Below are 19,735 nucleotides of genomic sequence, written 5' to 3'. Positions count from 1 at the left end.
GATGTTTCGGGTGAACGAGGTGATCGACGGGCAGTACCGGATCCTGCGCCGGATTGGCGAAGGCGGGCATGGGACCGTCTACGAGGCCGAGGATCTCGACATCGGCGCGCCCGTGGCCGTCAAGTTCCTGCGCCCCGAGGTCGCGGACGCGCCCGAGTTCGCCACGCGCATGCGCAGGGAAGCGCGCGCGATGGGCGCCCTGTCGGGGACGAGCGCGGTGCAGATCTTCGCGCTGAACCGCACGAAGTCGGGGCAGATGTACATCGTGATGGAGTTGCTCCGCGGCAAGGATTTCGAGGGCTTCCTCGCCGACCACGAGCGTGAGGTGGGGAGGCTCTCGCGATCGAAGCTCTTCGAGCTGATCTCGCCGATCGTGGACACGCTCGACGTCGCGCACCAGCGGGGGATCGTGCATCGCGACATCAAGCCGGCGAACATCTTCGTGCTGGAATCGACGGCGCGAGGGTCGGTGCGGCTGCTCGATTTTGGTCTGGTCAAGGTGCTCTCGGTGTTGACGCCGCTCACGCAGGAAGGGCTCGTCGTGGGCTCGCCGTCGTACATCGCGCCCGAAGGCTGGCAGGGCAGGCCCGATCGGGTCACGCCGGCGGCCGATGTATACGCGATTGGTGCCGTGATCTTCCGTGCGCTCGCGGGCCAGGTGCCGTTTCCCGCGGATACGCTCATCGACGTGGTGAAACTGAGCACGCGCGGCAAACGGCCGAGCTTGCACGTGCTGCGGCCGGATTTGCCGGCGGGGATCGATACGTGGGTGGAGCGCGCGCTCGCGATCGAGCCGGAGCAGCGATTTCCGACGGTGAAGGCCTTGTGGCTATCGCTCGTTGGAATGCTCGGGCCCGGAGGGGCGCGCTGACGAACGATGCGTTACGGTGAGCCGGGCAGCGTCACTTCGAGGAGCTCGTTCGGTCCGGAGACCTTTTCGCCATATTGATTGTCCACGATGAGCAGCGCGTGGGTCTCGTCCTTCCAAACGATCCCCTCGAAATTGCGTTTGCCATCGTTCGAATACGGCGCGAGGTCCACGAGGACGCGGGGCTCGATCGGGGCCGCGGTCCCCGGGCCTTTCGCAGGGAGCGTGAACGCGAGGATGCGCGAAACCGCGAAATGCCGCTCGATCGCCAGGACCTCGATTCGATCGTCCCCCCGGGCACGGCAATCAAGGCCGGAGATTTTTCCTTTTTCGTCCTTCGTGCTCGTGAGCGACAGGCGAAAGGCCGCCCGGTCCCCCGTCGCCGGGTCGATCCGTTCGATCGGCGCATGACGCGCCTTGCCCTCGCCGTTCATCACGTCCTCGATCGCCGCGACGATCTGCCCCGACGCGGCGCACAGGCCTTCGAGGCCATGCCCCTCGTCGCACGACGCGCCCCACGCCGAGAGCGGGACGTCGAGCGTACGCGTCACGCGCGCCGCGTCGCCCTCGCGCGTGGCGAGCAGGATGCGGTCGGCGCCCGTCTTCGAGCAGCCGCCCTCGGTGCCGATCGCGAACGATTCCCCCGAGAGCCACGCGAGCGACTCGAAATCGAGGCCCTCGGGCACGCCGCTCACCGCGGTCTTGCGGACCACGGCCCCGTCCGGCGAGAGCTCGAGCAAGAGCGGTTGTCTCTCCGTCATCGTGAAGAGCGCGCCGGACGGGCCAACCGCGAGCGACGAGAGGCCCACCACGTCGGTCCCGGTCACCAGGATCTGCCGCGGCGTCCCGCCGTCTCCGGCCGGGACGGGCGAGGAGCGCGACGGCTGGCACGCGAGCGGGAGCAAGAGAGCCGCGAAAAGGGGGCACGAAAAACGAGGGCGCACACGGCGATGATATCCGAACGAGCGCGCGGTCGATGCGCGTCCCCCATCCTCGGCTACGATGGCCCGGCCCGATGACCCTCGACCTCGGTGTGCTCATCTCCGGCCGCGGAAGCAACCTCCAGGCGATCCTCGACGCGATCGCCGCGGGGAAGCTCGACGCGCGCGTCCGCCTGGTGATCTCGAACCGCGCCGGCGCGCCAGGCCTCGATCGCGCACGGGAAGCCGGCGTGCCGACGGCCGTGATCAGCCACAAGGATCACCCGGACCGGGCGTCGTTCGACGCCGCGCTCGTGAACGCGCTCGGGCAAGCCGGCGCGTCGTGGGTGGTGCTCGCGGGCTTCATGCGGATCGTGACGAGCGTGCTGCTCGACGCGTTCCCGGCTCGCGTGCTCAACATCCACCCGTCGCTCCTGCCCGCGTTCCCGGGCGTCTCCGCGCAGGCGCAGGCGCTCGCGCACGGCGTGCGGATCACGGGTTGCACGGTGCACCTCGTCGACGCCGGGACGGACACGGGGCCGATCCTCGCGCAAGCCGCGGTGCCGGTGCTGCCGGACGACACGGAGGAGCGTTTGTCCGAGCGGATTCTCGCCCGCGAGCACGCGCTGCTCGTGCACGTGCTCGCCGCGATCGCCGCGGGACACCTCACGGTGCATCCGCCGACCACGGTCGCGGCGAGGGCGCGCGTCGAGCTCGTGGGTGTCCCCGGCGCGCTCGGGGTCGAGACGACGAACGATTGAGGGAGAGCGCGTCGTGACCTCCAAGCATTTCGACGTCGTCGTCCTCGGCCGATCGCTCGGCGCCCTGGTGACGGCCGCGTTGCTCGCGCGGCGCGACTTCACGGTGCTCGTGCTCGGCCAGGGTGGGAGGCCCGCAAGTTACAAGCTCGGCGAGCGCACGCTGCGCAGGCGCGCGTTCACCATGCTCGCGGCGAGCTCGCCCGCGTGGACGCGTGTGCTCGTGGAGCTCGCGCAGTCGCAGACGTGGAAGCGACGCGTGGTGTCGGCGAGCCCCATGATGCAGGTGCTCGCGCCGCGGCGCAGGCTCGACATCCCGCCCGATCTCGTGCTCTTCGGCCGCGAGATCGATCGCGAGATGCCCGAGGTGCGCCGCGTCGTGGACGATCTCTACGCCGAGCTCGCCCGCGTGAACGGCGCCGCCGACGAGGCCTTCGAGAGGGACGCGGTCTGGCCGCCCGGTACGTTCTGGGAGCGGCGCGAGACGGGGCGGTATGCCGCGATGTTGCCCTACGTGCGCGCCGAGCCGGACGCGGATCTCCTGGTCGAGCTGCCGCGCGGGCATTTCTTTCGGCAGGTCGTGACGTCGTCGGTCTCGTTTGCGACCGATCTCGCCTCGCTGCCGCCGCCGTTCGCGGTCGCGCGTCTGCACGGCGCGTGGACGCGTGGCCTCTACACGCTCCCCGGCGGCGAGGACGAGCTCGAACAGTTCCTCGTCGATCGCATCGTGGCGCACGGCGGCCGTTGCATGCTCTCGGCGCGCGCGCGGGCCTTGCACCTCCGGCGTGGCGCGGCCGCGGGCGTGGTCGTCGACGGCGACGAGGGGCCGACGGGCGCGAGCTTCGTGATCGCCGACCTCGACGGCGAGGGCCTCGCGGCGCTCTCGGGGGGCGAGGGCATCCACAAGCGCGCCCAGCGCGAGTGGCCGCGGATCACGTCGTCGGTCGGCAGGTTCGTCGTGTCGCTCGTGGTGCGCGACGAGGGGTTGCCCGCGCCTCTCGGCGTGGAGAGCTTCGTGCTGACCGGCGATCGTCCCGCGCTTCGGAGCACGGCGCGCACGGCCGCGGCGGCGGGCACGCGTTCGAGCGCGCCGCCGGCTGCGCAGCGCCCCGTGATTCACCTGGAGCGGCACGTGATGCCCGGCGTGCGTGGAGAATCGCTGCTCGTCGCGGAGGTGCTCCTGCCCGATCGGAGCCCGATCCCGGTCCTCGGCATGCGCGAAGTGGTGTTGTCGACGCTCGCGGCGGAGCTGCCGTTCCTCGAACGTCACCTGCGCGTGGTCGACTCGGTGCACGATGGCCTCCCGGTCTGGGTGTACGAGGACGGCCGATTTCGCCCGGTGGATCGCGGCTCGCTCGCGGGCGCCGGGCTCGCGCCGGAGCCCATGGTCCGGCAGCTCGACGTGGATCCGCCGGGGTATCTCGGGCTCGGCGGCGAGCCGATTCGCGGGCCGATCGAGCGCACCTTGCTCGTGGGTCGCAGCGTGCTGCCCGGCCTCGGGCAAGAGGGACAGCTCCTCGCGGCGTGGGGCGCGGCACGGCTCGTCACGCGGACCGACCGCCGCAAGGAGAAGATGCGCCGCGACATGTGGAGCAAGGTCGAGATCGGCTGAGCCAGCGTGATCCTCCTCGCCCCGTCACCGCATAATTGCGGAACCAGCCCAAGGGAGGATAACGTGGTCGCGCGGAGGAGAGAGAGCGGCAAGATGACCACGCGCGCACCCCGATACGGTCTAGCGACGACGCTCGCGCTTGCGATGTGGATGTCCGTCGGCGCGGCCCAGGCCTCCGAGCCAGGGCCGGACACGCTGCCGATCCACATCATTTCGGTCCAAACGATGGACGCCGACGACCAGGCGGAGGCGCTCACGAAGGCGCTGCGGAACGCGGTCCGCGCGACGCCGGGTTGGTCGCAGGGCGAAGGGGACTACTCGCTCGAGGTGCTCACGCTCTCGCTGAAGTGCCCGGATCCGCCGGACGCGGGGTGTCAGTCGCGCATCGCCGATCAGATCCGCGCCGATCGGTACGTGTGGGGCAAGCTCGACAAGGGCAAAGGCGGCAACGTCGTCGGCGAGCTGCATTTCTGGGTGCGCGGCAAGGGCACGACGGACCACAAGGTCGAATACACTGCGAACCTGACCGAGTCGCAGGACGAGGCGCTGAAGAAGATCGCCACCGAGGCGCTCAACAAGTTGACGGACGGCCCGCCCAAGGGCGAGGTGAAGGTCAAGGCCGGCAGCGTGGCTGGGCAGGTCTTCGTGGACGGTCAGCCCCTCGGCGCGCTCGCGAACGGCGAGGGCACGTTCTTCGTCCCCTCGGGCACGCACAACCTCGTGGTGAAGGCGCCCGGATACGCCGACATGTCCACCGAGATCACGGTCAAACCGAACTCGCCGACGGACGTGGTCGTCGCGCCCGTCCCCGCCGGTGACACGTCGCCGACGAACTGGAAGCGCATCGGCGGCTTCGCCGCGCTCGGCGCGGGCGTCGCGTTCGGCGCAGTCGGGATCTACGGCACCGTGACCGTGAACGGGGTCAACACCGATTCCAAGTACGACGACTATCAGAAGCTGCACACGCAGGACGAGAATATCTGCGACATCGCTCGCAACAAGCAGGGTGGCGAACCGTTCAACACCGACGTCGCCAACCTTTGCTCGAAGGGCGAGATGGGCCAGCTCCTGCAGCTCGTCTTCTACCCGCTCGCGGCCGTCGCGGCGGGCGCAGGCGTGTTCCTCATCGCGACGAGTGGTACGGCCTCGAAGGAAAAACCCACGACGGGCTTCATGGTCCTGCCCCGCGTCGATCGGACCGGCGGCAAGCTCGACGTCGGCTTCCGCTTCTGACCCCGAAGCCCTCTCCACCTCTCCACCCATGCGCGTGATCGGCGGCTCGCTCGGCGGACGCAGGCTCGTCGCCCCATCGGGGCACGCCACGCGGCCGACGAGCGACCGCGTGCGCGAGGCGCTCTTCAACGTGCTCGGCGACGTCTCGGGCGCGGCCGTGCTCGACCTCTACGCAGGCACGGGCGCGCTCGGGATCGAGGCGATTTCGCGCGGCGCCTCGCGCGTGGTGTTCGTCGAGAACGGCCGCCCCGCGCTCGCCGCGCTCCGGCAAAACCTCGCGTCGCTCGGGATCGAGAGCGCATCGCGGGTGATCACGCAGCCGGTGACACGCGCCCTCGCGTCGCTCGCGCCGTTCGGCCCTTTCGAGCTCATCCTGCTCGATCCGCCGTACGCCGCGCTCGCCGAAGCGGCGCGCGTGCTCGATGCGCTCGCCGCCGAGACGTCGAACCTCGCCGCGCCCGGAGCCCGCGTCGTGCTCGAACACGCGAGCCGCGACGCTCCCCCCGAGCCTGCGCGCCTCGTCCGCGACGAGACGCGGATCTACGGAGATACGGCGATCTCCTTGTACACGCGCGCGGAGGACGTTCCCTCCGGGGCCGCAGATGGGTAAGGTACAGGAACGCATCGCTTCGCGAGAGAGCGCACGCACCGCGCTCGCGCGCACCCCTTTCCAGCCATGAGCACGACCTCGATGAAACCCCTCACTTCCCCGAAAGGCGTCGGTAAGGCCTCTCCGCTGCTCGCGGCGATCGTCGTGGCGCTCCTGTGCGGCGCCGCGGCGTGCGCGTCCGAGGAGGGCACGACGCCCACGTGCAACCAGGACCTCAGCGAGAACGGGCACATCGACGTCGACAACGGCTGCAACCCGTTCGCTACCTGCGTCGTCAACGGCAAGGTCTCGCCCCCGGCCGAGTGCTGCAAGGACCTCCAGGGCTACGAGCTCCAAGCCTGCCTCTACGGCTACGGCGCCGCGCCCGAGCCGACCGGAGGCTCCGGCGGCGGTGGCGGTGGCAATTAGCCAGCGACCCCTTCCATGAACGAGCCCGCTGACGAGAGGGGCGAATCCCCCCTTCCCGACGGCATTCTTCTCACCGTCGCCTACGACGGCCGTATCTTCTCTGGCTTCGCCCACCAGCCGGATCGCCGCACGATCGCAGGCGAGCTGCTCGCCGCGGTCCGCGCCCTCGATCCGACGATCCGCGAGATCCGCGGATCGAGCCGCACCGACGCGGGCGTACACGCCTTCGGCCAGCGCGTCGCGTTCGATCCGTCGCGTGTGGTCCCGCCGCGAGGATGGGTGCTCGGCACGGCGAGGCATCTGCCGAAGGAGATCGCGGTGCGCCGCGCGTCGCTCGTGCCGCGCGGGTTCACGCCGCGGTTCGCGAGCCAGGGTAAGCGGTATCGATATCTGCTCCTGCGCGACCTCGTGCGGGATCCCTTCCTCGAAGGGCGCGTGTGGCGCGTGGATCAGCTCCGCGACGACGCCGCGATCACGCGCGCCGCGGCCGAAGCGAGCCTCGCCGTCGGCACGCACGACTTCGCTGCGTTCCGGTCCGCCGCGGATCCACGGGAAAACACGGTGCGAACGTTGCGGCGTGTCTCGGTGGAGGTCGACCGGGACGATCCCCGCCTCGTCCGGATCGAGGTCGAGGGCGACGCGTTCATGCACAACATGGTGCGTATCCTCGTCGGGACGTTCGTGGACGTCGCGCGGGAGCGGCTCGCGCCCGGCGCCGTGTCGCGCGCGCTCGCCTCGAAGCGCAGGGATGACGCGGGCATCACCGCGCCTCCCGATGGACTGTATCTGGTCTCGGTGACGCTCGCCGACGAGGGGCGGGAGGCGTGGCCGAGCGAGACGGGGACGTAGGCGCGCGTCTTCCGCGTGCTTTCGTGGCCCCGAGAGATCCATAATCGAACCCCTGTCTTCGTCGGAGGAACGATGCGCCCTCGCTGCATGCTCGCCTCGATGCTGGTCATGGCCGGGCTCGGCTCGGCCTCTGCGGTCGCTTCCGCGCAGGTCCCGCGCCCGAAGGCCCCGCCGCCGCCCGCGCTCCCCACGCCCGCGCGAGGTTTGCCCACGGCGGCCGACGTGCGCGCGCTCGGCGATACGTTCGTCGCGGTCGCCGAGAAGACGAGCCCGGCCGTCGTGCAGATCGACGTGACGGTCGGAAGCGGCGAGAGCTCCGCGGGCCGCTGGTTCCGCGCCGACGCGACGACGCGTGGGATGGGCTCGGGCGTGATCTTCTCGGCCGACGGCGCGATCCTCACGAACAACCACGTCATCGAGGACGCGCGCGCCATCAACGTGCGCCTCAAGGACGGCCGCACCTTGTCCGCGCGCGTGGCCGGCCGTGACCCCGCGACCGACCTTGCCGTGCTCCGTGTCGACGCGACGAACCTGCCCGTCGCGACGTTCGCAGACAGCGACGCCGCGCGCGTGGGCGAGTGGGTCGTGGCGATCGGATCGCCCTTCGGCCTCGGCCACACCGTGACCACCGGCGTGCTCAGCGCGAAGGGACGCGGCGGCGTGGGGATGAACGCGATCGAGGACTATCTGCAGACGGACGCGAGCATCAACCCGGGCAACTCCGGCGGGCCGCTCGTGAACCTCGACGGCCAGGTGCTCGGCATCAACACGATGATCGTGAGCAAGGGCCAGGGCATCGGCCTGGCCGTGCCTTCGAACATCGCGCGGCGCGTGGCTACGCAGATCCTGAAGACGGGGCGCGTGATGCGCGCCTGGATCGGCATCGGGATCCAGGACCTCACGCCGCAGCTCGCGGCCGAGATTCCGAGCGCGCCGACCTCGGGGGCGCTCGTCAACACCGTGGTGGCCGGCGGGCCTGCGCAGAAGGCGCACCTCGAGCCGGGCGACATCGTCACGAAGATCGGCGCGCGCTCGATCGCCGACGCGCAGGACGTGATCCGCGAGCTCTTCCTGCACGACGACGGCGAGGTGCTGGCGATGGAGGTGATCCGCTCCGGCAAGCGCTACCAGACGAAGGTGACGCTCGAAGCGAAGAGCGAGACGTCGCCGCCGGCCTTGCCGGTCGAGCGCAAGGTGTCGAGCCCGCAGGGACTCGGGATCACGCTGCGGGACGTGGAGATCGACGGCGGCAGCTCGCTCGCGCAGATCGTGGCCGTGTCGGCGGATTCGCCGGCGGATCGGGCGGGGCTCAAGCCCGGCGACGTCGTGCTGGAGGCAGACTTCGCGCGGCTGCCCTTGTCGGCCGACGTGCAGAAAGCGGCGCAGGACGGGCGGCTCTTGCTGCGGATTCGTCGCGACAAGGCGACGTTTTACACGGCGGTTCGGTAGGTCTGCGCGGGCCGCGATCTCAGAGATCGCTGCCCATCTTGCGACCGCCCGTCGACGTCGCCGTCGTCGTCGGCGTGGGCGGCTTTTTGCCCGTCCCGGTCCCCGTGCCGGACGGCGCCGTGTTGCTCGTGCGCGCGCCCGTCGGCAGCGGACCCCCCACGCCGATCGGCGGCGTCGTTGTGCCGACCGCGGCCGTGTTCGTATCGGCCGGCGTCGGCGCCTCCTCCGTCGCCGCAGCCGTGGGCGTCGGCGCGAGCGTCGGCGTGGGCGTCGGCATCGGCGGCGGCTGTGTCGCCGCGGCTTGCGTGGTCATGGCCGGCGGCGTTCCGGGGGCCGGTTTGTCGAGCACGAACTTCCAGACGATGAGCCCGCTCGCGGCGACGAGCAACGTGCCGAGCAGGCCGATCGCGACCATGGCGCCGTTGCCGCTCTTCGGGGGCGCGCCTGCGACCGTGAGCCCGGGGTGCGACATGCCGAGGTTCGGGTGCGACATGCCGAGGCTCGTCCCCGGGATGGGCTGCTGGCCCATGACCATCGGGTTTTGCTGGCTCATGCGCGGATCGAACCCAGCGGGCAAACCGAGCTGTCCCGTGCCGACGAGCGGGTTTTGCTGGCTCATGCGCGGATCGAACCCCGCGGGCAAACCGAGCGGCCCCGTGCCGACGAGCGGGTTCTGCTGGCTCATGCGCGGGTCGAACATGCCCGGCTGGATCGTGGGGATGCGGCCGGCGCTGAGCTCGGGGCCCGCAGGATTCGCCATCATCCACTGCGCGACGGCCGCCTGGAACTCGCGCGCCGTCTGGAAGCGGACGTTCGCGTCGCGGATCATGGCTTTCGCGATGATCGCCGCGAAGTTCGGGTCGAGGTTCGGCACGACGAGCTCGGCGGGATCGGGCGACTCGAGCGCGATCTTGAAGACGAGCTCGTTGAACGTCTGCGCCTGGAACGGCAGGCGCCCCGTGATCGCCTGGTACATGACCACGCCGACCGAGTAGAGGTCGCTGCGCGCGTCGATCTTGCCGCCCCGCGCTTGCTCCGGCGACATGTAGTAGGGCGTGCCCATGACCGCGCCGGTCTTGGTCATGCTCATGTCGGTGTCGAGCGCGGAGAACTTCGATACGCCGAAGTCGAGGATCTTGACGAAGTCGCGCTGGTTCTTGTTGTTGATCAGGTAGACGTTGTCGGGCTTGAGATCGCGGTGGACGATCCCCGCGTCGTGCGCGGCCGCGAGCCCTTCGAGCATGCCGTGGATGAGCGGCGCGAGCTCCTGCGGCGTGAGGCGTTTTCGCTTCTTGATGCGATCGCCGAGGCTCTGGCCGTCGAGGAACTCCATCACCATGAAGCGCTCGCCGCTCGGCAGGTTGCCGAGGTCGAGCACCTCGACGATGTGCTCAGAGCCGATGCGGCCCGCGGCTTGCGCCTCGCGCTCGAAGCGCTGGACGACGTCCTCCTTGCCCGAGACGGACGCGTGCAGGACCTTGATGGCCACGCGGCGATGGATGCGCTCGTTCTCGCCCTCGTACACCGCGCCCATGCCGCCCTGCCCGAGGAGGCGGACGATGCGGTATTTGCCTTCGATGGTGTTGCCGGGCTGAAGCGTCATCGGCTGCCCTATCGGGTCGGGAGGAAGATCCGGGAACGGTCCCGGAGCGCGCGTGGGCGTTGCATCATACCGCGCGGAAGGCGCATGGAGTCGAGTTCTCGACGGTCGGACCGACGGCCTCGTACGATCTCCGAGGCGCTCACAGGTCGTCCGAAATGCGGCGCTTGCCCGTACCTTTCGTGGGGGACGTGCGCGCGGGCCCTGTGCCTTTCGTGTTCGTGCCAGGCGTCTGCGGCGGCGTGATCACCCGCGTGGACCCCTCCACCGCTTCGGAGGTCTCGACCGGCGTCACCGTGACCGCGGGGAGCACGGCCGAAGGCACGGGCGCCGCGGAGGCCGAGGCGGCCGGAGGCGTGGCTGCCTCGGTCGGATCCTGCGTGAAGCGCACGATCAGCATGATGATCGCGCCCAGGACGAACACGATCACGAACGCCGCGCCGCCGACGATCGGGGCGAGCGCTTGCGGCGGACGCGCGGCTTGCGGCTGCGGTCGCGCGGGGAGGCCGGTGATCGACGAAGGCAGGACGGGCAGCCCCGCGGGCGCCGGACTCGACATCGGCGGCTGCCCCATGGACATGGGGGCCGGGTGGCGCTGGCTCGGCGGCGGATTCGGCGGCGGCGGATTCGGCGGCGGCGGACGCGCGGGAAAGTGCGGCTTACGGTCCATGATGACCGTGCCGTGGTCCGCGATCATCAGGTCGTCGTCGTCGTCCCCGGGGGCGCTCATGGAGGGCGATGGCGGGCGCGGAGAGTGCGGTGCAAAAGGCACCTCAGGGACGGCGCCGAGGCCACGTCGAGCCCGGAACGTGGCGAGCGCTAGCGCGAGGTCTTGGTCGCGTTGATACCGGACCCTCGGGTCGCGCGCCATGGCCTTGTGCACGATCGTCGCGAGCTCGGGGTCGACGTCCGGCGCGAGCTTCTCCAAAGGTGCAGGGTCCTGCATCACAATGCTGAAAAGAAGTTCATCTTCGGCGCTCGTGGCGAAGGGGGCCTGCCCGGCGAGGCACTCGTAGAGGATCACGCCGAGCGCGTAGATGTCGGCGCGCGCGTCGATTTCGTTCGTGGTGCGGATCTGTTCAGGGGCCGTGTACGGCGTTGCATGGTCGGGCGGCTGCTTCTCCGCGATGTGAGCGGCGCCGAAATCGAGGAGCTTGACGTGCTCGATGCGGGGCTCGTGCCTGCGCGCGAGGAAGATGCTCTCCGGTTCGAGGGCGCGGTGCACGACGGAGACGGCGTGCGCGGCGACGAGGCCGCGCGTGATTTCGATGCCGATGCGGCTCGTCTCGTCGGCATCGAGCCGGCCGCGCTCGCGCATGCGCTTGCGCAACGTGATCCCTTCGCGTGGCTCCTTCACGAGCACACGCGCGCCGCCGACGATCTCGATGTCTTCGAGGATCTTGTCGACGTGGAGGGACGGCGCGCCGTTCGCCGCCTGTGCGTCGTGTGCGAACGCTGCGAGATCGGCGGGACGCGCGCGCGGCGACGGCGCGAGCTCTTCGAGGGTGACGCGCCGATGGATCTCGACGTTTTCCCCTTCGTACACGGGGCCGTGTTTGCCTTCGCCGAGCACGCGAAGGACGCGGTACCTGCCGCCGTAGATCTGGCCGATCTGAAGAGCCATCGTGCGGCGCCGTAACCCCCCGAAAAGACGAAATGTAAGCTACCACGGCGACGGATTCCTGCGCGCGCAAAGCGCGAACCCCTATGATTTCCCTCAGAATTGTGGAGACCCTGGTAAGTCATGTGCTCACCCCTGGACGAGCGGCCAGGGCCGGAGTACGGCCGGAAAGTGCTCGTAGGACTTGATCGGCTCCCTCGCCTCCCTTCGGTCACCTCCCGCCTGAACCGCACGCGTTTCGGCGTGCTCGCGCATCCGGCCAGCGTGGATCGGGGCATCGAGCACATCGGTGACGTGCTCGCGCGTATCGGCGCCAAGCCCGCGCTCTTCTTCGGGCCAGAGCACGGCTACGGAGGCGAAGCGCAGGACATGGTCGACGTGCCGCACGCGCGCGACAAGCGCACGGGCGCGCCGATCATCAGCCTCTACGGCGACCGCTTCGAGGACCTCTCGCCGCGGCCCGAGCACCTCGCGTCGATCGACGTGTTGCTCATCGATCTCGCTGACGTCGGCTCGCGGTACTACACGTTCGTCTGGACCGCGTTGCTCGCGACGCGCGCGGCGGCGAAGGCCGGCGTGCCGGTGATCCTGCTCGATCGACCGAACCCGATCACGGGATCACGCCGCACGATCGAAGGCCGCTCGCAAGCGCCGGGTTTCCTGTCGTTCGTTGGCCTCGAGCCCATCCCGGTCCGGCACTCGCTCACGATCGGCGAGACCGTGGCGCTCTTCGCGCGGCGTGAGGGCATCCCGCTCGGCGACGCGCTCTCGATCGTGACGGTCGAAGGCTGGGACCGCGAGAAGTACGCGGACGCCTGGGACCGGCCGTTCGTGATGCCCTCGCCGAACATGCCGACGTGCTGCACGGCGATCGTGTACCCGGGCGGCTGCTTGCTCGAAGGGACGAACCTCTCCGAGGGGCGCGGCACGACGCAGCCCTTCGAGATCGTCGGCGCGCCGTGGATCGACGGGCATCAGCTCGCGCAGGGGCTCCGGGCGACGGGCCTGCAAGGATTCGTCGCCCGGCCTCTCACGTTCCGGCCGACCTTCCAGAAGCACGCCGGGCAGATTTGCGGCGGCGTGCAGATCCACGTCGCCGATCGCATGACATTCCGCCCCGTCGCCACGTACACCGCGCTCGTCGCCCTGGCGCGCCGGCAGAACCCGCAGAACTTCACGTTCCGCACGGAGCGGTACGAGTACATCGACACCATCCCCGCGTTCGATCTGCTCACGGGATCGGATCAGGCGCGGCGCGCGATCGAGGCAGGCGAGGACGCTCGTTCGATCGCCGAGTACGTGTCGACGCCGGATCCGACCTGGCCGGACGTCATGGCCGAGGCGAGCGCGGCCCTGCAAGAAGCGGCGATCTGAACACGAAGCGCGGCTTTTGCGCGCCTACCTGCGGGCGACTTCCGGCGCTACGCTGGGGCGTCGACCGAGGAGGCCCACCTGCATGATCACCGAGCCGCTCACGAAGGCGCTCGCAGGGTTCGACGAAGGGATTCGGAGAGACGCAGCCGCGTTCGTCCACGCATTCTGTACGGATCTTTGCATCGACGTGTCGGTCTTCTCGGCGGAGGCTCTGATCACGGCCGTCGAGGAGGCGGCGGCAGCGTCGTCGGGGCGCGCGTCGTCGCCTGCGTTCACGGAGCGGCTGCGCAGCATGCTGCTCGGGTACCTGCACGAGCGGATGGTCGAACTCTCCCGCGACGGCGTGCTGCTCCCGACGGGCCTCGACGGCGCGCGTTTCGCGGCGCTCCTGCACGAGCTCGAGCGGACCTTCGGCGCGCTGCCCGCGCCCGAGGTGAGCGTGTACATTTACGGGGTTATCGACAACCGCACCGGCTGTATGTTCGAGGTGGAGCTGCCCGGTCGAAAGGTGCAGCCGGAGACGACGCTCGATCCGAGCGACGGTCCGCTCGGGCAGCACAAGGACGCGATCGCGACGCTGCGCGAGGCGATCACCGCGGGCCAGATCGGGGTGAACGAGGCGAGCTCGGGATCGCAGAAGCGCGTGTCGCTCGCGGCGTTTGCCCGCGTGCTGGAGATCGATGCGATCCTCGAAGTGATCGGTCCGATGGCGGTGCGCTGAGGGGCTAGAGCACGCGATCGAGGTCGCCGTCGCCCCAGGTGTGGTACCAGCGATTCGCGTCGAACACGGCCGGATCCATGCCTTCGCAGGCGTGGACCTGGAAGGGTTTGCCCTCGCGCGGGAAGAACCCGGCGCGCGCGAGGCTCCGCGCGTGCGGGCCGCGGTCGTTGAGCTGCGTCACGAGCGAGTCCGCGCCCGAGGCGGAGGCGATGATCGTGAGCGCGTCGCCGAAATCGTCCGGATGCGCGAAGACGTCCACGAGGGCGACGCGGCGGTCCGAGCGTTCGAGCACGCAGAGGCCGAGCGGTTTGTCCCGGCGTAAGACGACGTAGGCGCGCTGCGCGCGGGCGGGGCTGTCGACGAAGCGCCACGCGTAGTGGGCGGCGTCGCGCACGGGCGTGACGACGCTGCCGTCGACGGCACGCTCGAAGATCTGATCGACCCGGCGGTCGCGCCCCTCGATCGGCACGAGGCGCGCGCCGCGGACAAGGAAGCGGCCGAGGGGGCCGAGGAGGCTCTGCAGGACGCGCGGGCGAGAAAAGCGTCGGACGTGACAAACCACGCGCGCGCCGGCACGTTCGAGGGCGCGGAGGTTGTGCGGCTCGGGCGGGCCGAACATGATCTCGACGCCCTCGGCGCGCATGCTTTCGAGCGCGGCGCGGTGCATCGCGGTGGCGATGCCACGACGGCGGGCCGAGGGACGCACATAGCCGTCGCCTCCGACCGAGCCGAGGCGCGTGCGGCCGGCGATGAGCATGCGGCGCGGGAAGGCCGAGGTGATCCCGAGCGGCTCCCCGGTCCGTTCGTCGCGGGCGATGACCGTCACGGCGCGGCCGTGCGGGTTCTGCTCGTAGAGCCAAGTGTACCTGCGCGCGACGTCCGACCCGGGCAGGTGCTCCGAGAGCAAATGCTGCACGAAGTCGCGATGTCGCGCGTCGGCGCGTTCGATGAGGAATCCAGGAGACGTCGTCACGCCCGGGCGTCGTGCAAGGCACGCGCCGGGATCGCTCGACCGCCCGCGCTAGAGCACGTCGAACGGATACGCGCCGTCGATGTAGGCGCGCCCGGCGATCGCCTTGCGCAGCTCATCGTCGTTGCGCGCGAAGTCCGAGACGTTCTGCCGCAGGCGCTTGTGGGCCATGTTCAGGTAGAGCGAGCAGAGATCGATCTCGCGCCGCGCCCCGTCCTCGCCGCGTCGCTCGATCGCGCGTGTCGTGCGGGTGAGGCACGCGGCCACGGCGAAGAGATCCATCACCATGTCGGCGATGCGGAGCTGCGTGAACTGCATCTCGGCGATGTCGCGGCCGTGCTTGCGCAGCACGTTCTCCGCCTGCACGGCGAGCTCCGAGACGTACTCCTCGAAGATCACGGCTTCGCGTCCGAGCAGCGGGTGCACGCGGGTCATGCGCTCGCGGCCGAGCGCGGCGCGCGCCTTGCGGAGCGCGAAATCGCTGAGCAGGCCGAAGCCCTTGATGGGCTCGCGCATCGCCTTCACGACCTCGGCGAGCGCCTTGCCCGGCGCGGCCATGCCCGAGAGCGCGATGAAGCAACGGAGGATGTCGTTCGTGCCCTCGAAGATGAGGTTCACCCGCGAGTCACGCAGGATCCGCTCGTACGGATAGTCCTGCATGTAGCCGATGCCCGCCGCGATCTGGAGCGTATCGTTGACGACGCTCCAGAGCGTCTCGGAGCCCTTCACCTTGCAGATCGCGCTCTCCATCGAGTAGTCGGCGATCTTCGAGTCGACGAGGCCGGCCGTGAGGTACGTCATCGATTCGAGCGCGTACGTCTCGGCGAGCATGCGCGCGATCTTGTCCTTGATGAGGCCGAAGTCGCCGATGTTGCGGCCGAAGGCGCGGCGCTCCTCGACGCGCGCGATCGCCAGGCGGAGCAGCGTCTTGCACACGCCGACGCAGCCCGAGGCGAGGCCGAGGCGCCCCGAGTTCAGGACCTCCATCGCGACCTTGAAGCCCTTGCCCACGTCGCCGACCACGTTCTCGCGGGGCACGCGCACGTTCTCCAGGAAGAGCTCGGTCGTGGAGGAGCCGCGGATGCCGAGCTTGTGCTCGTTCGGCCCGTTCGTGACGCCCATGCCGCGCTCGACGAGGAAGGCGGTGATCTTCGGCTTCGAGCCCTCTTCGAGCGCGCTCGTGCGGGCGAAGAGGGTGAAGACGTCCGCGAAGCCGCCGTTCGTGATCCAGATCTTCGAGCCGTTCAGCACGTAGGCTGCGCCGCCGTCGACCGCCTCCGCGCGGGTCTTGATCGCCGCCGCGTCGGAGCCCGCGGACGGCTCGGTGAGCGCGAAGGCCGCGACCGACTCGCCGGTCGCGAGCTGCGGCAGATACCGTCGCTTCTGCTCGTGGGTGCCGAAGAGCAGGAGCGACTTGTAGCCGATCGACTGGTGCGCCCCGAGCGTGACCGCGATCGAGGCATCCATGCCGCCGATCTCTTGCATCACGCGCGCGTAGGCCGCGGTGGAGAGGCCGATGCCGCCGTACTCGGTGGGGATTTGCAGGCCGAAGAGGCCGAGCGAGCGAAGGCCGTCCAGGACCGCCTTCGGGATCTCGTGGTCGCGGTCGATCTTGGCGCTGTCCACGTTCGCCGCGAAGAACCGGCGGACGCTGTCGAGGATGATCGACGTGCTCTGCCGCTCCTCGGAGGTCATCTCCGGGTACGGGAAGATCATGTCCTCGGCGATCACGCCGTGGAAGAGCGCCTTCGTGAAGCTTTGCTCGATCAGCGGGGGCACTCGCTCGTTGTAGCAAGTTTTCCCGCGAGGGGCGCCGTCGTCAGCTCGCGGACTCCTCGGTCGTCGCGGACTTGCCTTCGCCCTTCGCCTCGCCGGATTTCGGGCCGTCCTTCGAGCTCTTTGGCTCGGGCAGCTCGGCGGGCGAGTGCACGACGGGGGTCGTGTTCGCGGGCGGCGCGCCGTGCACGATGGGCGTCTTTTCGGCCTCCTGCTTCGCGCTGTCGCGTTGCCACGGGTACTTGATGCGGCCGTGGTAGAGGTTCACGAGCGTCGTCGCCATGCGCGTCGTGATGATGCGCAGGTCTTCCAGGGAGAGGCCCGACTCGTCGAGCTGACCGCTCGACAGCTTCGTGAAGATGACGCGCTGGATCATCTCCTCGAACTTCTTCTGCTCGGGCGGCCAGATCGTGCGGCTCGCGGCCTCGATGGAGTCGACGAGCATGAGGATCGCCGTCTCCTTCGTCTGCGGCTTCATGCCCGGGTAGCGGAAGTACTCCTGCGTGAGGCCACGCGGGTTTCCCTGCTCCTTGCACTTGTGCCAGAAGAACTCGACGACCTGCGTGCCGTGGTGCGTGTAGGCGAACTCGACGACGGGCTCGGGGATGCGGCCGTCGCGCAGGATCTTCGTGCCCATCACGACGTGCGCCATGATCGCGTCGGCCGAGACCTCGGGGTCGAGCTCCTCGTGGGGCGATTTCTCGCCGTGCGCGAGGTTCTCGACGAAGTACTTGGGCTGCACGGTCTTGCCGAGGTCGTGGTAGTACGCGCCGACGCGCGTGAGCAGCGCGTCCGAGCCGATCGCGCTCGCCGCGGCCTCCGCGAGGTTCGCCATCGCGCGCGCGTGCTCCCAGCTCCCCGGCGCCTCCGCTGCCATCTTCCGCAGGAGCGGTTGTTCGAGGTCGGTGAGATCGATCAGCTTTTCGCGGGACACATGGCCCATCGCGCGCTCGGCCGGATCCCGCAGCGCGCGCGCCAGGATGCCGGCGAGCATGCCGCCGCCGATGCAGGCGAGCACGTTCGAACTCGTGCCGCGGAAGATGTCGGCGAGCACGTTGAAGCGGCCCTCGTAGACGACGGTCAGCGCGATGAACACGACCGCGCCCGAGATGCCGGCGAGCGTGCCGGCGACGACCATTTGCCGCGCGTGCTTGCGATCGAAGAAGAAGAGCGTGGCCGCGACGCCGCGCACGAGCAGCACCGACAAGAGAAGGTTGTCGAAGCGCAGGAGCGAGGCGGCGACGAAGGCGACGGCGAGATCGACGAGGAAGGCCGTGCGTCGATCGAAGGCGTGCGCGACCCAGAGCGGCAGCGCCGCCATCGGCACCCAGAACTCCGGCAGCGCCGTGAGCAGGAGCATGCCCTTGGCGAGCGCGACGCTGCCCGCCATGAGGCTGAGCAGCCCGATCTGCGCGCGCAAGAGCCGTACGCGGTTCTGCCCGAAGCGCCGCAGGTACGCGGTGAGCATGAGGCAGACGATGAAATGGATGACGAACACCGAGACGAGGCGCGCCGTCGCCGGGGGCCTGCGCGTCGATTCGTAGGCGAAGGCGGCGCGGTGCTCGTCGTTTTCCTCGTGGAGGAGGGTGCCGCGCGGCACGATCACGCGGGCGTGCTCGTAGGCGAGCCGGCCCGAGCGAGCGTCGCGGACGATCCGCGGGCCGTAGGGAATTCGCAGCGTGACCGGCGCCGTTTCTCCGAGGCGAGGTGCCAGGGAGGGTACGTACAGGTCGAAGGTGCCGATGGCCGTGAACAGTGCGGCGAAAATCAGGCTCAGCACGAGGCCGGCCGTCGCCCCTGCTCGAACACGCGTGGCTAGCATCATTCGCTCGGGCCGCGGCGTGGCCTCGGCCGAATGCGGCCCGAGACGCCTCGGACACGCGGATCGGCCGACCGTAGCAGGCATTTCGCCGCGCGTCAGGGAGATCGCACGTGCCGCGCCACCCGACGAACACACACGGACCGGCCGCGCCCGGACGTCTGCAAGGACGACCTCGGGAAAGTCCAAGGATTTCGCTGACGGATCGTGGGGTTTTTGCCGCACACGGTCGAAGATTGCCGGCCGGCTCGGAACTTGCTACGCACACACAATGTCGTCCCCGCTCCGCGCGCTTCTTTCGAGCCGACGGGGCGCGCTCGTCATGGGGGTTTGTAACCGCACCCCGGACTCTTTCTCGGATGGGGGACGATTCCTGGATGATGCGGCAGCCGTTGCGCATGTGCGGGGGCTCGTGATCGAAGGAGCGCACATCCTCGACATCGGCGCCGAATCGACGCGGCCGGGTGCTTCCCTGATCGACGCGGCTGAGCAGATCCGGCGCATCGGCGGGCTCATCCGTGCGAGCGTGGAGCTCGGCGTGGTGGTCTCGATCGACACGACCTTGCCCGACGTCGCCGCGTGGGCCCTCGGCGAGGGCGCGCGCATCGTGAACACGGTGTCGCTCGAGCCTGCGGCCGAGCTCGGCGCGCTTTGCGCACGCTCCGGCGCTTCGCTCGTCCTCATGCATTGCCGCGGATCGATGACCGACATGCGCGGCTTCTCGATGTACGACGACGCTGCGTATGAGGACGTCGTCGCGGACGTCGCGCGCGAGTGGACCGAAGCGGCCGAGCGGGCGCTCGCGGAGGGCCTACCGCGCGACGACCTCGTGCTCGATCCGGGGCTCGGGTTCGCGAAGAACGCGCGTCACTCGATCGAGCTTTGCGCGCGGCTCGACGAGCTCGCGGCGCTCGGCTTCCCGGTGCTCGTGGGGCCGAGCCGGAAATCGTTCGTCGCGCGCGCGGCAAATCCGGACGCGAGCGCGCTCGCGCCGCCGGACGAGCGGCTTGGCGGGACGATCGCCGCGGTGCTCGCGTGCGTGTCGGGCGGCGCGGCGATCGTGCGGGTGCACGACGTGAAGGCGGTGGTGCAAGCGCTCGCCGTGGCGGCGGCGATCGACGCGCGCCGAGGAGGGGACGCCTGAGCC

17 protein-coding genes are annotated in these 19,735 nt (G+C 69.8%); 11 read left to right on the top strand and 6 right to left on the bottom strand.

The window, feature by feature from the left end; translation table 11 throughout:
* Window position 1: 1 nt before the first annotated feature.
* The gene (locus QHF89_RS30715; protein WP_136965439.1) at window positions 2–871 is read left to right on the top strand and encodes a serine/threonine-protein kinase; all 870 of its coding nucleotides are present in this window, start codon (window positions 2–4) and stop codon (window positions 869–871) included.
* Window positions 872–882: 11 nt separating this feature from the next.
* On the opposite strand, the gene QHF89_RS30710 is transcribed toward QHF89_RS30715, so the two are convergent.
* On the bottom strand, window positions 883–1,812 hold the full coding sequence (locus tag QHF89_RS30710; protein ID WP_136965440.1) for an esterase-like activity of phytase family protein: 930 nt from the start codon (window positions 1,810–1,812) through the stop codon (window positions 883–885).
* Between the two features lie 71 nt (window positions 1,813–1,883).
* Here QHF89_RS30710 and purN point away from each other — a divergent pair, with 71 nt between their 5' ends.
* The 7 genes from purN to QHF89_RS30675 all read left to right on the top strand — a co-directional run bounded on the left by purN (window position 1,884) and on the right by QHF89_RS30675 (window position 8,707).
* A complete protein-coding gene (gene purN / locus QHF89_RS30705; RefSeq protein ID WP_136965441.1) occupies window positions 1,884–2,549 on the top strand; it encodes a phosphoribosylglycinamide formyltransferase in 666 nt (221 codons plus the stop codon).
* A gap of 13 nt (window positions 2,550–2,562) precedes the next feature.
* Entirely contained in the window at window positions 2,563–4,158 is a 1,596-nt protein-coding gene (locus QHF89_RS30700; protein ID WP_136965442.1) for an NAD(P)-binding protein, read from the top strand.
* 93 nt (window positions 4,159–4,251) lie between these two features.
* Window positions 4,252–5,391 (top strand): PEGA domain-containing protein, encoded by a 1,140-nt coding sequence (locus tag QHF89_RS30695; RefSeq protein ID WP_136965443.1) that lies wholly within the window; start codon window positions 4,252–4,254, stop codon window positions 5,389–5,391.
* Between the two features lie 28 nt (window positions 5,392–5,419).
* Window positions 5,420–6,001: a 16S rRNA (guanine(966)-N(2))-methyltransferase RsmD gene (gene rsmD, locus QHF89_RS30690; protein WP_136965444.1), complete on the top strand. Its 582-nt coding sequence runs from the start codon at window positions 5,420–5,422 to the stop codon at window positions 5,999–6,001.
* Between the two features lie 81 nt (window positions 6,002–6,082).
* The gene (locus tag QHF89_RS30685) at window positions 6,083–6,409 is read left to right on the top strand and encodes a hypothetical protein (protein WP_136965445.1); all 327 of its coding nucleotides are present in this window, start codon (window positions 6,083–6,085) and stop codon (window positions 6,407–6,409) included.
* Between the two features lie 15 nt (window positions 6,410–6,424).
* Window positions 6,425–7,258: a tRNA pseudouridine(38-40) synthase TruA gene (gene truA, locus QHF89_RS30680; protein WP_136965446.1), complete on the top strand. Its 834-nt coding sequence runs from the start codon at window positions 6,425–6,427 to the stop codon at window positions 7,256–7,258.
* A 72-nt stretch (window positions 7,259–7,330) separates the two neighbouring features.
* A complete protein-coding gene (locus QHF89_RS30675; RefSeq protein WP_136965447.1) occupies window positions 7,331–8,707 on the top strand; it encodes a trypsin-like peptidase domain-containing protein in 1,377 nt (458 codons plus the stop codon).
* 19 nt (window positions 8,708–8,726) lie between these two features.
* Here QHF89_RS30675 and QHF89_RS30670 read toward each other — a convergent pair whose 3' ends face one another.
* Both QHF89_RS30670 and QHF89_RS30665 read right to left on the bottom strand, forming a co-directional pair.
* A complete protein-coding gene (locus QHF89_RS30670) occupies window positions 8,727–10,310 on the bottom strand; it encodes a serine/threonine-protein kinase (RefSeq protein WP_136965448.1) in 1,584 nt (527 codons plus the stop codon).
* 139 nt (window positions 10,311–10,449) lie between these two features.
* Window positions 10,450–11,931, bottom strand: a complete 1,482-nt coding sequence (locus QHF89_RS30665; RefSeq protein WP_136965449.1) for a serine/threonine protein kinase — start codon at window positions 11,929–11,931, stop codon at window positions 10,450–10,452.
* Between the two features lie 168 nt (window positions 11,932–12,099).
* Here QHF89_RS30665 and QHF89_RS30660 point away from each other — a divergent pair, with 168 nt between their 5' ends.
* Entirely contained in the window at window positions 12,100–13,302 is a 1,203-nt protein-coding gene (locus QHF89_RS30660) for an exo-beta-N-acetylmuramidase NamZ family protein (protein ID WP_136965450.1), read from the top strand.
* Between the two features lie 82 nt (window positions 13,303–13,384).
* Window positions 13,385–14,023, top strand: coding sequence for a hypothetical protein (locus QHF89_RS30655; protein ID WP_136965451.1), 639 nt, complete (start codon window positions 13,385–13,387; stop codon window positions 14,021–14,023).
* A gap of 4 nt (window positions 14,024–14,027) precedes the next feature.
* Here the strand turns inward: QHF89_RS30655 and QHF89_RS30650 are convergent, their stop codons facing one another.
* The 3 genes from QHF89_RS30650 to QHF89_RS30640 are packed head-to-tail and all read right to left on the bottom strand — an operon-like array spanning window position 14,028 to window position 18,549.
* Complete coding sequence (locus QHF89_RS30650) at window positions 14,028–14,996, bottom strand: GNAT family N-acetyltransferase (RefSeq protein WP_136965452.1); 969 nt, start codon at window positions 14,994–14,996, stop codon at window positions 14,028–14,030.
* A gap of 48 nt (window positions 14,997–15,044) precedes the next feature.
* Entirely contained in the window at window positions 15,045–16,772 is a 1,728-nt protein-coding gene (locus QHF89_RS30645; protein WP_136927340.1) for an acyl-CoA dehydrogenase family protein, read from the bottom strand.
* Between the two features lie 40 nt (window positions 16,773–16,812).
* Entirely contained in the window at window positions 16,813–18,549 is a 1,737-nt protein-coding gene (locus tag QHF89_RS30640) for an HDIG domain-containing metalloprotein (RefSeq protein WP_284721131.1), read from the bottom strand.
* A 310-nt stretch (window positions 18,550–18,859) separates the two neighbouring features.
* Here QHF89_RS30640 and folP point away from each other — a divergent pair, with 310 nt between their 5' ends.
* On the top strand, window positions 18,860–19,732 hold the full coding sequence (folP, locus tag QHF89_RS30635) for a dihydropteroate synthase (RefSeq protein ID WP_342763976.1): 873 nt from the start codon (window positions 18,860–18,862) through the stop codon (window positions 19,730–19,732).
* The last annotated feature ends 3 nt before the right edge of the window (window positions 19,733–19,735 follow it).

This window comes from Polyangium sorediatum (assembly GCF_029946465.1).
Classification (GTDB): domain Bacteria; phylum Myxococcota_A; class Polyangia; order Polyangiales; family Polyangiaceae; genus Polyangium; species Polyangium fumosum.
Note: the sequence above shows the minus strand (reverse complement) of the source record. Positions and strands in the feature narration are given on the sequence as shown.